The sequence below is a fragment of the Pseudomonas sp. EL_65y_Pfl1_R83 genome (assembly GCF_963970695.1).
GTDB classification, from domain to species: domain Bacteria; phylum Pseudomonadota; class Gammaproteobacteria; order Pseudomonadales; family Pseudomonadaceae; genus Aquipseudomonas; species Aquipseudomonas tritici.
In genome coordinates this window covers 198,625-210,986 of the sequence record NZ_CAXAQI010000007.1, presented here as the reverse complement: position 1 = coordinate 210,986, position 12,362 = coordinate 198,625, and the positions used below count along the sequence as shown (strand labels likewise).

Below are 12,362 nucleotides of genomic sequence, written 5' to 3'. Positions count from 1 at the left end.
TTCTCCTGTTAGTGGGCGACGGCCGCAGCGCCGTGTTCGTCGATCAACGCACCGTTGTGGAAACGGTCGATGGAAAAAGGTGCAGCCAACGGGTGCATTTCACCCTTGGCGAGGCTGGCGGCAAACACGTTGCCTGAGCCCGGAGTCGCTTTAAAACCACCGGTGCCCCAACCGCAGTTGAAGAACATGTTCGGAACCGGCGTCTTGGAGATGATCGGGCACGCATCCGGCGTGGTGTCGACGATGCCGCCCCACTGGCGGTTCATGCGCACGCGGGACAGCACCGGGAACATCTCGACGATGGCCTGGACAGTGTGCTCGATCACCGGGTACGAACCGCGCTGGCCGTAGCCGTTATAGCCGTCGATCCCGGCGCCGATCACCAGATCGCCCTTGTCGGACTGGCTGATGTAACCGTGCACGGCGTTGGACATGATCACGCTGTCGATAATCGGCTTGATCGGCTCCGACACCAACGCTTGCAGCGGGTGGGATTCGATCGGCAGGCGGAAACCGGCCAGCGAGGCCATGTGCCCGGAGTTACCGGCCGTGACCACACCGACGCGCTTGGCGCCGATGAAGCCCTTGTTGGTTTCCACGCCGATGCACACGCCGTTTTCCTTGCGGAAGCCGATCACTTCGGTCTGCTGGATCAAGTCCACACCGAGTGCGTCAGCCGCGCGGGCGAAGCCCCAGGCCACAGCATCATGGCGGGCCACGCCGCCGCGACGTTGCACGGTAGCGCCGAGAACCGGGTAGCGGGTGTTTTTCGAGCAGTCGAGGTACGGGATCTCGTCCGCTACCTGTTTGGCGTTGAGCAGTTCGCCGTCCACGCCGTTGAGGCGGTTGGCGCTGACGCGGCGCTCGGAATCACGGATGTCTTGCAGGGTGTGGCACAGGTTGTACACGCCGCGCTGCGAGAACATCACGTTGTAGTTCAGGTCCTGGGACAGGCCTTCCCACAGCTTCATCGCGTGTTCATACAAATGCGCCGACTCGTCCCACAGGTAGTTGGAACGCACGATGGTGGTGTTGCGTGCGGTGTTACCGCCGCCCAGCCAGCCTTTCTCGACCACGGCCACGTTGGTGATGCCGTGCTCCTTGGCCAGGTAGTAAGCGGTCGCCAGACCATGCCCGCCGCCGCCGACGATGACCACGTCGTAGACCTTTTTAGGGGTCGGCGTGCGCCACATCTTCTGCCAGTTTTCGTGGTGGCTGAGTGAGTGCTTGAAGAGGCCGAAGCCTGAGTAGCGTTGCATAGTCATTACTCCAAAACCGCGCTCAGCGATAAACCGGGAAATCAGCGCACAGGGCAGACACGTGCTTGGCCACGTTGGCCTCGACATCGGCGTCGCCGAGGTTGTCAAGGATGTCGCAGATCCAGCCCGCCAGTTCGATGCACTGCGGCACTTTAAAACCGCGCGTAGTCACCGCCGGGGTGCCGATGCGCAGGCCCGAGGTCACGAACGGCGACTGCGGGTCATTCGGCACGGCGTTCTTGTTGACGGTGATGTGGGCGCGACCGAGAGCAGCGTCCGCCTCTTTACCGGTGAGGCCCTGACGGATGAGGCTGACCAGGAACAGGTGGTTATCGGTGCCGCCGGACACTACGTCGTAGCCGCGCTTGATGAACACCTCGGCCATGGCCTGGGCGTTGTCGATCACCTGTTGCTGGTAGACCTTGAAGCCAGGCTCCTGGGCTTCCTTGAAGCACACGGCCTTGCCGGCGATGACATGCATCAGCGGGCCGCCCTGGGCGCCGGGGAATACCGCGGCGTTGAGTTTCTTTTCAATGGCTTCGTTGGCCTTGGCCAGGATCAGGCCGCCACGCGGACCACGCAGGGTCTTGTGTGTGGTGGTGGTAACCACATCGGCGTACGGCAGCGGGTTCGGGTACAGGCCTGCGGCAACCAGGCCAGCGACGTGGGCCATGTCGACGAACAGCAGCGCGCCGACCTTGTCGGCAATCGCGCGAAAGCGTGGGAAATCCAAGGTCTTGGAGTAGGCGGAGAAACCGGCCACCACCATCTTCGGCTGGTGTTCCACGGCCAGGCGTTCGACTTCGTCGTAGTCGATCAAGCCGGTGTCGGTGTTGATGCCGTATTGCACCGCGTTGTACAGCTTGCCCGAGGACGACACTTTGGCGCCGTGGGTCAGGTGGCCGCCGTGGGCCAGGCTCATGCCGAGAATGGTGTCGCCGGCGTTCAGCAGGGCCAGGTACACCGCGCTGTTGGCGGAGGAACCGGAGTGCGGCTGCACGTTGGCGTAATCGGCACCGAACAGCTGCTTGGCGCGCTCGATGGCCAGGGTTTCGACTTTATCCACATGCTCGCAACCGCCGTAATAGCGCTTACCCGGGTAGCCTTCGGCGTATTTGTTGGTGAGGCCACTGCCCTGGGCTTCCATCACGCGTTTGCTGGTGTAGTTCTCCGACGCGATCAGCTCGATATGATCTTCCTGACGCTGCTCCTCGGCATTCATCGCCGCCAGCAGTGCGTCGTCATATCCCTGGATCTGGTCTTGTTTGCTGAACATCGCGTCTCTCCCAGCCTTTCGTATTGTTGAGGCCCGTGCAGAGCCCTTTGATGCGATGGTAGGGCTGACGCCTCTGGATCAAATGCCTACGGACGCCACGCAAAGGTGCGTTTACGACATGGCGTGAACAACACCGAAACAAATGTGGGAATGGGCTTGTGTGGGAGCTGGCTTGCCTGCGATGCAGACACCTCGGTCTATAAGCAGAACCGAGGTGATGCCATCGCAGCGGTTCGACGATTCGACAAGCCAGCTCCCACAAGGGTTACGCGATGATCTTGCGAACGAGCAGCAGCAGAAGGAAATGCAGGGGGTAGAGGGCGTAAGCCCAACGGCGCATGGCCGGGGGCGCGACATCTTTGGCATGTCGCAACAGGACTAATCCCGCCAATGGCGCGATCAGGCAGGCGGCCAACCCCATCAACGCGACAGGCGTGCCGCTATTAAGCAAAATCTGCCATTGATTGGCGGCCACACACACCAACCCCGGCAACACGCTTAAATACCATGGCCGTCGGAACACCAGCAGCATCGTCAGTGGCAGTAATACACCGAAAAACCCGAACATCAGGTGCGTGGGAAACACGGCGGCAACCGTGACAGCAATCAACGCCAATCCTCGATCAAAAAGCGCCTTTTGCTGCCATCCTCGGGCAATCAGCAACCCCAGCGCCAACGTCGGCAACACATTCAACGTATCGGCATCGTCGATGAACATCCGATACGGCACCTCACTGATCACACTGAACAGCAACAACCATCCCAAATACCGCCACTGGCTTATGACCGGTGCGTTTCTCGCCCGATGCAGGTTCGCCGCAATCGCCAGGCAAAACCACGGGAATGCCAGGCGTCCCGGCACATACAGGCCATCCAGGCTCAAACCGATATAACGCAGGTGGTCCAGCACCATGCTCAACAGCGCCAGCCACTTGAGCAAATCCAAAGCGCCATCACGGACGGGTCCGACAGAAATCGTTTCAGTACCGTGCATAATTCCCCAGTGACTTTGCATTTACAGTACGTGCGCACCCGCGACAATCTTGGTTACAGTGCGCACCAACATCGACCACAGGAATGGGCCATGACCGACAAGAGCCAACAATTCGCCAGTGACAACTATTCCGGCATCTGCCCGGAAGCCTGGGCCGCCATGGAACAAGCCAACCAAGGCCATCAGCGCGCCTACGGCGATGATGAATGGACCCACCGCGCCGCCGACGATTTCCGCAACTTGTTCGAAACCGACTGCGAAGTGTTCTTCGCCTTCAACGGTACAGCGGCCAACTCCCTGGCGCTGTCCTCGCTGTGCCAGAGCTACCATAGCGTGATTTGCTCGGAAACCGCCCACGTCGAGACCGACGAATGCGGCGCGCCGGAGTTTTTCTCCAACGGCTCCAAGCTGCTCACCGCACGCACCGAAAACGGCAAGCTGACCCCGGAGTCGATCCGCGAGATCGCCCTCAAGCGCCAGGACATCCACTACCCCAAGCCGCGCGTGGTCACCCTGACCCAGGCTACCGAAGTGGGCAGCGTGTACACCCCGGAAGAAATTCGCGCTATCAGTGTGACCTGCAAGGAACTGGGCCTGAACCTGCACATGGACGGCGCGCGCTTCTCCAACGCCTGCGCCTTCCTCGGCTGCTCGCCAGCGGACCTGACCTGGAAGGCTGGCGTGGATGTGCTGTGCTTTGGCGGTACCAAAAACGGCATGGCGGTGGGCGAAGCGATCCTGTTCTTCAACCACAAACTGGCGGAAGACTTCGACTATCGCTGCAAACAAGCGGGCCAGTTGGCCTCGAAAATGCGCTTCCTCTCCGCCCCCTGGGTAGGCCTGCTGGAAAACGACGCCTGGCTCAAACACGCCCGTCACGCCAACCACTGCGCACAACTGCTGAGCAGCCTGGTAGCGGATATTCCTGGCGTTGAGTTGATGTTCCCGGTGCAGGCCAATGGCGTGTTCCTGCAACTCTCGGAACCGGCGATTGCCGCATTGACCGCAAAGGGCTGGCGCTTCTACACCTTTATCGGCAAAGGCGGCGCACGCTTCATGTGTGCGTGGGATACCGAGGAAGAACGTGTAAGAGAATTGGCGGCGGATATTCGGAAAGTGATGGAGGCCTGAAACCACACGGCTTTCAGCAGCGTTTCAGAGACTGTTTGTACGTATTTCTGACAGTATCTATCTACCCCCTGCCTTGAGTAGGATCTTGTCACCCCGAACAGACGGACGCGTTTTCCGGGGCTGACTGCCTGCCGAACAGTCGGCTGGAAATGGAAATCCTATAGAGGGCAACATCATGGAAATTCAATGCTACACCACTGACTCTCAGCTGCGCTCCGACGTCGACGCCACACTCGTCAGCCTGGACGACCTCAGGAAGCTGGCCAACGTCGGCGACACCATCATCGAGCCGTCCAAAACCTTTACCGTGATTGGAAAAGAGTTCGAAATGACAGCATCCGGCGGATACCTCATCAACCTTTTCGTCCGCTAACCACTAAGGCCCGCGCCGCAGACTCATGACCTGCGACGCGGGACTGATGTGATTTCGCTCACAAGGCCTTCGGCTGAAGCGCTTGCCAATCATCAATGGGGCCGCGGTTTGTGAGAAAGGTCCCACCGTTGAATTTCAACGCCAGCTTATTGACGGCATTCAAGGCCGTCGTCACCGCTCCTTCTGCCCAGCCTCCCGTGAACGAAACGTCGTCACCTGCCAAAATGAACCCATCGGGTTTCGGACCCTGCACACCGTTCATGAACTGAGAAAACAGCAAGCGCTGGTACTCGTACTGGCCCGGCAGATTCATTTTGAACGCGCACAGGAAAAACGGCTGCTCCTCCCAGTTGATTTCGACAAAGGGGTTGGTCATGCCGAACTCAGCCGCCAGGTTCAACTGATGAGGGGCGTACACGCTGTCCAGCAAGCTTGTGCACACCTGCACGTGGGACGGCTGCGGCGCACTGCGATCCCCCAGGAATTTGAGGCTGTCGTCATTCCAGGTATAAGACAAAAACATACCACTCCCCCTGTAAGGTCCGAGGCCTTGACTGTAGTCCAGCAGGTAGGTACCACGGGTGATGCGATCCGACAGGGTCACGCTCATCTTGAATTGAAAATCTGCTTCCACATCGGTCCAGAAAGGCCGTTGGGTTTGCGCGAAGATTTTGGCGGATTGCATGTAGTGCGTGTACATCACCGCTTCCCATTCCTTTGGGGATAACAGGTCATTCATTTGATTGAAGCGGGCGGCCCCATCCATGTAGCGAAATTTGTCGAGGATCCGCTTGTGAGGGGTGTAGACCACGGCAGGAAAAGTGTATTGACGATCGTCTCCCAGATTATGGTCATACACCCATACGTCGAACTCGCCATCCGTGCGACGTATAATCTGCCGCACCTCCTGCTTTAAAGGCTGGGCAATGACTTGGGTCGTCAGGCCTTGGACGGTGGTGCCCGCAGGCCAATGCGCCATGGCGTCACCAAAGGTATCCGGGGCGCGGCTCCATAACCGTGTTGGCAGCTCGCTGGAACCGTCGAACATCAACTTATGGTTGGTATCCAGCCCGGTATACAGTACCCGCAGCACCTCCAAGAAACAGTTGGGATAGTCGGTGTTCCAACCGCCGGTGCCGAAGCCGATCTGGCCGAACAGATCAATGTCTTCGCGACTCCACCCCGCCTGCTCGACCATCGCGGCAAAAAAACTGAGGTTGTCCCAACCCGCATCCAGGATTGCGTTCCACAAGGTCTTGATCTTGGCCTGATCAATGCTGCCCTCGGACATTGCCGCTTCCATCTCGGTGAACTTGATCGGGTCCTGCTCAAGGAACACCTCAAACAACAACCGCTCAATCTCGGCGTATTCCGGCGGCAGGTTATTGCCTTCGTAATAGGTCTGTTTTTGCTGGTAGTCGACTACCGTACTGGAGGTTGCCGCCGAACCAGGGTTGGGAAAATCCGCCGAGTTGGCCGTCATTCCGACCTTCTCGAAATAGTGCATCAACGCCTTGCCTGACACAGGAAAACGCATCGCCCCCATTTCACAGATCACACTGTTAGCGGGATCTTGCGGATCACCCGCCACGTAGGAATACAGCCGCCCACCAATACGATCACTGGCCTCTACCACCACAGGGTGTAAACCCATGCGCATGGTTTCATAGGCCGCCACCATTCCCGCAACGCCTGCGCCGACGATCAACACCTTGCTGCCATACGCCAGGCTGGAAACCTGCGCCAACGGAGTGCCGTTACTCACGGCGGTATCAAGGAACCGACGGTAATGAAAAGGAAAGTCAGGAATCAGTGCAGTGACATCGTTGGCAAGCAAGCGCGCAGCGCCTTTACTTCGAGAGGGAATAGCAGACATGGCAATCATCCTTGGTGTGCAAACAGGACGCCCACCTACTGCTTCACTGCGAAAGGTGACTACGACGAATGTGTTCTTCAGCGTAGTGACTCGTAGGAAATGTCTCTATATCCGTTGGAAATAAAAAAGTGAATCAGTAAGGCAAACCTTATTCCAGAGGGTTTTGCGCACTCAGTTCAGAGTTTCATAAAGTGATTATTTGAAAATGCCGATTCAATTGTTTTTTTGCTTACAAGACTCTGTGCAACTCACTCAATAAAAAACAGACCGTGATACCTATGAACATGCCCTCCGACCGATCAGCTGCTCCCCCCTCCAGCACGCTGAAAATCGAAACCCGCTCCATCGACTACGTGCCGCGCAATGAACGCCACGGCAAGGTGTGGCATCAGGCGCCGTTCTGGTTCACCGGCAACTTCGTGCTCACCACCATGGTCACCGGGTTTACCGGCGCAGCCTTGGGGCTGAGCCTGGCGTACGCGATCCTGGCGATCGTGATCGGCGTGTGCCTGGGCACGTTCGCCATGGCGTTCCACGCCAACCAGGGACCGCGCATGGGCTTACCGCAGATGATCCAGTCGCGCGCCCAGTTCGGCCTGCGTGGCGCCGTCGTGCCGTTTATCGCAGTGGTCTTCGTGTACATCGGCTTCAACGTGTTCAACGTCATCCTGGCCACCGACGCCATCAATACTGTGCTGCCCGGCCACCGTGCACCCTGGTATGCATTGATGATCATCCTTGCGGTGGTGATCGCCGTCATCGGCCACGACCTCCTGCACACCGTGCAACGCTGGCTGACCTACGTGATGATCAGTGTCTTCGCCGTCCTGAGCGTCACGGCCTTGCTGCACCTGCAGGCCGATTCAGCCGTGGCCGACGCACATTTTTCCTGGTCGGCCTTCCTGATCCAATTGTCAGCCGCTGCGGGCTATCAGATCAGCTACGCCGTGTATGTCTCGGATTATTCGCGCTACCTGCCCCACAACACGCCGTCGCGCAGTGTCATCCTCTGGACCTACCTGGGGGCTGCCGGCTCGGCGCTGTGGTTGATGTCGTTGGGGGCATTCCTGGCCTCGGCGCTGCCCTCACCCGACGCCATTGGCAGTGTGCAGGCCGTGGGCAACCAACTGTTGCCTGGGTTTGGCACCTTTACCGTACTGATTGCCGTACCGGCGCTGGTCGGCATCATGGCCGTCAACTGTTATGGCGCGATGCTCACCGGGATCAGCGCCATTGACGGTTTTGTCCCGATCAAACCCAGGATCAAGAGCCGCATCGTCGGGATCAGCCTGGTGGCCGCAATCATTTTCGTGATTGCCTTGAGCATCCCTGAGAGCTACCTGAGCAGCTTCAACACCTTCGTGCTCTTGATGCTGTATTTCCTGGTGCCCTGGACGGCCGTCAACCTCGCAGACTTCTACGTCGTACGAAAAGGGCGCTACGCCATCAGCGATATTTTCAATCCCGCTGGCATCTATGGTCGCTGGTCGAGTGCCGGGCTGGTCGCGTATTTCCTCGGCCTGGCGGCGATGATTCCGTTTATGTCGCTGGGTTTTTATCAAGGCCCGATCAGCCTGATGCTGGACGGCGCCGATATTGCGTTCGTCATCGGCCTGGCGGTCTCGGCAGTGGTTTACTGCGTGATGAGCCGCCAGCTCGACCATGCCGCCGAATCGCGCGCTGTGCAGGCCAGCGAGCGCGCATTGGAAGGAGACTGGTCGTGAAACCGCTACGCGTCGTTTGCCATCAACTGGCGCCTCATATCGGCGATGCCGACTACAACCGGGCGCTGACCGAGCGCGCGATTCGCAGTGCGGCCAGCCTCTACGCCCAGGTGGTCGTCCTGCCGGAGCTGATCCAGAGCGGCTACGCGTTCTTCGATCAAGACGAAGCCTACCTTGTCTCGGAGACGCTCGACGGCCCGACCTTGAGCCTGTGGAAAAACCTGGCGCACGAGCTGGGAATCATCATCGTAGCGGGGTTCTGCGAGCGCCTGAGCGCGCCAAACGTCGCCAACAGTGCAGCGCTGGTCGAACCCACGGGGCGCCTGACGGTGTATCGCAAGGCGCACCTGTGGGACCGCGAGAAACTGATCTTTACCCCCGGCGATGCACCACCTCCGGTGGTCGACACCGCCGTCGGGCGGATCGCCGTAATGATCTGCTACGACCTGGAGTTGCCCGAGTGGGTGCGCCTGCCCGCGCTGGCGCAAGCCGACTTGCTCTGCGCCCCAGTGAACTGGCCTGACGGCCCACGCCCCGCCGGTGAAAGGCCGGCAGAGATCGTGCGGGTCCAGGCCAATGCGGCAGTCAACCGCATGTTCATTGCCGCGTGCGACCGCTATGGCGAGGAGCATGGGGTCAACTGGGTGGGCGGTTCGGTGATCGTCGACGCTGACGGCTACCCGCTGGCCGGCGCAGCCTCCCGCCCGGAGGAACAACAGTTGGTCGCTGACCTGCCCCTGGCGCAGGCCAGGCACAAGTCAATCAGCGGCCACAATCACGTTCATCAGGACCGTCGGCCAAGGCTGTATTGAGCATCAGAACTCGATGCGCACATCCCCCTTCGGCACACTGCAGCACGACAGGATGTAGCCTTCGGCTTCGTCTTCTTCGGTGATCCCGCCGTTGTGGTCCATCTCGACCTCGCCACCCAGCTTCATCACCTTGCACGTTCCGCAGATGCCCATGCCGCAGGCTTTCGGGATCAAAAGCCCAAGCTTGGCCGCAGCCGCGTGCACGGTTTCGCCCGGTGCCACGCGAATGCTCTTGCCCGACGCGATGAACTCCACTTGGTGCAGATCCGCCAGATCGACTTCCGGTGCGTCGGCGGCTTGTTCGGCTTGTTCCACCGCGTCCGCACGGGCTTCCGGTGGCGTGGCGCCGAAGGATTCCTCGTGGTAACGCGTCATGTCAAAACCGGCGACCTCCAGCAGACGCTTAACCGCGTTCATGTACGGCGTGGGGCCGCAGCAGAACACTTCACGCTCGAGGAAGTCCGGCACCATTAGTTCGAGCATCTTGTGGTTCAGGTAACCGCGATAACCCGCCCAAGGCTCACCCAATCCGTGTTTCTCGCAGATCAGGTGCAGGCTGAAGTTGTCGATACGCGATGCCATGTGTTCCAGCTCGCGGTGATAAATGATGTCTTTGGGCGAGCGGGCGCTGTGGATAAACGTCATGTCGACATTGGCGTTGGTATCGTAATACCAACGCGCCATGGACATGACCGGCGTGATGCCGACACCGCCACTGAGGTAAAGCACTTTGGTATTGCTGAAGTCGATCGCATTAAACAGCCCCACCGGCCCGTGCACGGCCAACTCCTGCCCTTCATGCAGCGTGTCGTGCAGCCAGTTGGAGACCTTGCCGCCCGGCACACGCTTGATCGTCACCGAAAAGCTGTAGGGCACCGACGGTGAGCTGGAAATGGTGTAGGAGCGCATGATCGGCTGGCCGTCGATTTCCAGCTCCAGGGTGACGAATTGCCCTGGCTTGAAAAAGAACAGGATCGGCTGGTCGGCCATGAAGCAGAAGGTGCGCACGTCCCAGGTTTCCTGGATGACTTTGACGCAACGGACGATGTGCCGACCATTGGCCCAGGTCTGGGTGGTTACCGGATTCAGGAAATTACTGGACATGTTGTTCTCCACCGCCGACGTCGGCCTTATGGTGGCGATTCTGCGTAACGCGAGAACCACCCATTTACCTATCTGCGACATTCACATACTTATCGCGACCAGCCCCCATACCATGGGTGTTGCGCGTCGGGATCAGAGTGGGCCATGTCGTTAATGGACAAGGTTCTGGCCTTTGCCGGGCCCACACTCGCTTCCAACAAAGACGCTTTCTTTAGGCCTTGCAAAGTACCAACCGTAGCCACTATTCGCCGGCCACACAGAATGGCCCTGAGGACACACACGATGGACGTCACCGCAACTTTAAGCTTGGGCGATCCGCTGGAACCCGCACGCAAGGCCACCGCGCAGATGCTGCAAGAGCGCGAGCGCACCTTTTCGCTGCCACAGCCGTTCTACTCTGATGAACGGCTGTTTGATATCGATATGCAGGAGATCTTCCAGAAAGAGTGGTTGATTGCCGGCATGACCTGCGAGATCCCCACCAAGGGCAACTACCTGACCCTGCAAGTGGGCAAGAACCCGATCATCGTGATCCGTGGCGCCAACGGCGTGGTGCATGCGTTCCACAACGTGTGTCGCCACCGTGGCTCACGCTTGTGCACCAGCGACAAGGGCAAGGTTGCCAAACTCGTCTGTCATTACCACCAGTGGACCTACGAACTGGACGGCCGCCTGCTGTTCGCCGGCACCGAGATGGGCGCCGACTTCGACATGAAGCAATACGGCCTCAAGCCGGTGAACGTAAAGACCGCCGGCGGCTACATCTTCATCAGCCTGGCCGAGAACCCGCCGGCCATCGATGACTTCCTGTCGACGCTGAGCCATTACATGGAACCCTACGACATGGAAAACACCAAGGTGGCCATTCAGACCACCTTGTTCGAAAAAGCCAACTGGAAACTGGTGCTGGAAAACAACCGCGAGTGCTACCACTGCAACGCGTCGCACCCGGAACTGCTGAAAACCCTGCTGGAATGGGACGACGTCACCGATCCGCGCGCCGACCAGACCTTCAAGGACCACGTGGCCGCCTCCGCTGCCGCCTGGGATGCCGAAAAAATCCCTTACGCCCACGCCAGCTTTGGCCTGCGCAACCGCATCGTGCGCATGCCGCTGCTCAAGGGCACCGTATCGATGACCCTGGATGGCAAACAGGGTTGCGCGAAACTCATGGGCCGCATCAAGAACCCGGACCTGGGCTCGATGCGCATCCTGCACCTGCCGCATTCGTGGAACCACTGCATGGGCGACCACATCATCGTGTTCACCGTGTGGCCGATCAGCGCCCAGGAAACCATGGTCACCACCAAGTGGATCGTGCACAAGGACGCCGTGGAAGGTGTGGACTACGACGTGGACCGCATGCGCCAGGTGTGGGACGCCACCAACGACCAGGACCGTCGCCTGGCCGAAGAGAACCAACGCGGGATCAACTCCACCGCCTACCAGCCCGGCCCATACTCCAAAACCTACGAGTTCGGTGTGGTGAACTTCGTTGACTGGTACAGCGAGCGCATGTTGAGCAACCTGGGCGCGGCGCCGGCGCCTTACCTCAAAGGCGTCGCCGTCCACGAGTAAGTGACACCCACAGATCAAACTGTGGGAGCGGCGGTGAGACGCTCTCACAGGTTGAACTCCTTAACTGTTCAAAATTTGAGCAAGTCTCTCTGACACCTCTGGTTACCAGCCCTCCAGCCTTTACCCAACAACTTATCCACAGAGCCACCCACAGCAAATGTGGGCAAGTACGGCTTCCCCCTGAAATTAAATGAAGAAAATCCGTGACTTATTCAAGCCAGCGGTTTTCACCCAT

The 12,362-nt window shown here is 59.2% G+C and carries 10 protein-coding genes; 5 read left to right on the top strand and 5 right to left on the bottom strand.

The features are described 5' to 3' along the window. Positions 1-8: 8 nt before the first annotated feature. The 3 genes from AACY08_RS12915 to AACY08_RS12905 all read right to left on the bottom strand — a co-directional run bounded on the left by AACY08_RS12915 (position 9) and on the right by AACY08_RS12905 (position 3,529). Complete coding sequence (locus AACY08_RS12915; RefSeq protein ID WP_339415350.1) at positions 9-1,259, bottom strand: sarcosine oxidase subunit beta; 1,251 nt, start codon at positions 1,257-1,259, stop codon at positions 9-11. 22 nt (positions 1,260-1,281) lie between these two features. Continuing rightward, on the bottom strand, positions 1,282-2,535 hold the full coding sequence (gene glyA, locus AACY08_RS12910) for a serine hydroxymethyltransferase (protein WP_065871850.1): 1,254 nt from the start codon (positions 2,533-2,535) through the stop codon (positions 1,282-1,284). A gap of 265 nt (positions 2,536-2,800) precedes the next feature. Beyond that, positions 2,801-3,529 (bottom strand): TraX family protein, encoded by a 729-nt coding sequence (locus AACY08_RS12905; RefSeq protein ID WP_339469752.1) that lies wholly within the window; start codon positions 3,527-3,529, stop codon positions 2,801-2,803. A gap of 90 nt (positions 3,530-3,619) precedes the next feature. On the opposite strand from AACY08_RS12905, the gene AACY08_RS12900 reads away from it, so the two are divergent. Together AACY08_RS12900 and AACY08_RS12895 are read left to right on the top strand one after the other, a co-directional pair. Then, positions 3,620-4,660 carry a threonine aldolase family protein gene (locus tag AACY08_RS12900; protein ID WP_339469750.1) on the top strand — a complete coding sequence of 347 codons (1,041 nt, stop codon included), beginning with the start codon at positions 3,620-3,622 and terminating at the stop codon, positions 4,658-4,660. A gap of 175 nt (positions 4,661-4,835) precedes the next feature. Continuing rightward, positions 4,836-5,033 carry a hypothetical protein gene (locus AACY08_RS12895; RefSeq protein ID WP_339469749.1) on the top strand — a complete coding sequence of 66 codons (198 nt, stop codon included), beginning with the start codon at positions 4,836-4,838 and terminating at the stop codon, positions 5,031-5,033. 58 nt (positions 5,034-5,091) lie between these two features. On the opposite strand, the gene AACY08_RS12890 is transcribed toward AACY08_RS12895, so the two are convergent. Continuing rightward, complete coding sequence (locus tag AACY08_RS12890) at positions 5,092-6,909, bottom strand: flavin monoamine oxidase family protein (protein WP_339469748.1); 1,818 nt, start codon at positions 6,907-6,909, stop codon at positions 5,092-5,094. A 284-nt stretch (positions 6,910-7,193) separates the two neighbouring features. Here AACY08_RS12890 and AACY08_RS12885 point away from each other — a divergent pair, with 284 nt between their 5' ends. Together AACY08_RS12885 and AACY08_RS12880 are read left to right on the top strand one after the other, a co-directional pair. Next, a complete protein-coding gene (locus AACY08_RS12885) occupies positions 7,194-8,633 on the top strand; it encodes a purine-cytosine permease family protein (RefSeq protein WP_339469834.1) in 1,440 nt (479 codons plus the stop codon). Further along, entirely contained in the window at positions 8,630-9,445 is an 816-nt protein-coding gene (locus AACY08_RS12880) for a nitrilase-related carbon-nitrogen hydrolase (protein WP_339469747.1), read from the top strand. The genes AACY08_RS12885 and AACY08_RS12880 overlap by 4 nt, the downstream gene beginning before the upstream one ends. Positions 9,446-9,448: 3 nt before the next feature. Here the strand turns inward: AACY08_RS12880 and gbcB are convergent, their stop codons facing one another. Beyond that, on the bottom strand, positions 9,449-10,549 hold the full coding sequence (gbcB, locus tag AACY08_RS12875) for a glycine-betaine demethylase subunit GbcB (protein WP_339415343.1): 1,101 nt from the start codon (positions 10,547-10,549) through the stop codon (positions 9,449-9,451). 282 nt (positions 10,550-10,831) lie between these two features. Between gbcB and gbcA the strand changes: the two genes are divergently transcribed. Beyond that, the gene (gbcA, locus tag AACY08_RS12870) at positions 10,832-12,127 is read left to right on the top strand and encodes a glycine-betaine demethylase subunit GbcA (protein ID WP_339415342.1); all 1,296 of its coding nucleotides are present in this window, start codon (positions 10,832-10,834) and stop codon (positions 12,125-12,127) included. The last annotated feature ends 235 nt before the right edge of the window (positions 12,128-12,362 follow it).

Excerpts from the sequence above, each read along its gene's own strand:
- glyA (WP_065871850.1), bottom strand. The coding sequence starts at position 2,535 with ATGTTCAGCAAACAAGACCAGATCCAGGGATATGACGACGCACTGCTG.
- gbcA (WP_339415342.1), top strand. The coding sequence starts at position 10,832 with ATGGACGTCACCGCAACTTTAAGCTTGGGCGATCCGCTGGAACCCGCA.
- AACY08_RS12895 (WP_339469749.1), top strand. The coding sequence starts at position 4,836 with ATGGAAATTCAATGCTACACCACTGACTCTCAGCTGCGCTCCGACGTC.
- AACY08_RS12890 (WP_339469748.1), bottom strand. The coding sequence starts at position 6,909 with ATGTCTGCTATTCCCTCTCGAAGTAAAGGCGCTGCGCGCTTGCTTGCC.
- gbcB (WP_339415343.1), bottom strand. The coding sequence starts at position 10,549 with ATGTCCAGTAATTTCCTGAATCCGGTAACCACCCAGACCTGGGCCAAT.
- AACY08_RS12905 (WP_339469752.1), bottom strand. The coding sequence starts at position 3,529 with ATGCACGGTACTGAAACGATTTCTGTCGGACCCGTCCGTGATGGCGCT.
- AACY08_RS12900 (WP_339469750.1), top strand. The coding sequence starts at position 3,620 with ATGACCGACAAGAGCCAACAATTCGCCAGTGACAACTATTCCGGCATC.
- AACY08_RS12915 (WP_339415350.1), bottom strand. The coding sequence starts at position 1,259 with ATGCAACGCTACTCAGGCTTCGGCCTCTTCAAGCACTCACTCAGCCAC.
- AACY08_RS12885 (WP_339469834.1), top strand. The coding sequence starts at position 7,194 with ATGCCCTCCGACCGATCAGCTGCTCCCCCCTCCAGCACGCTGAAAATC.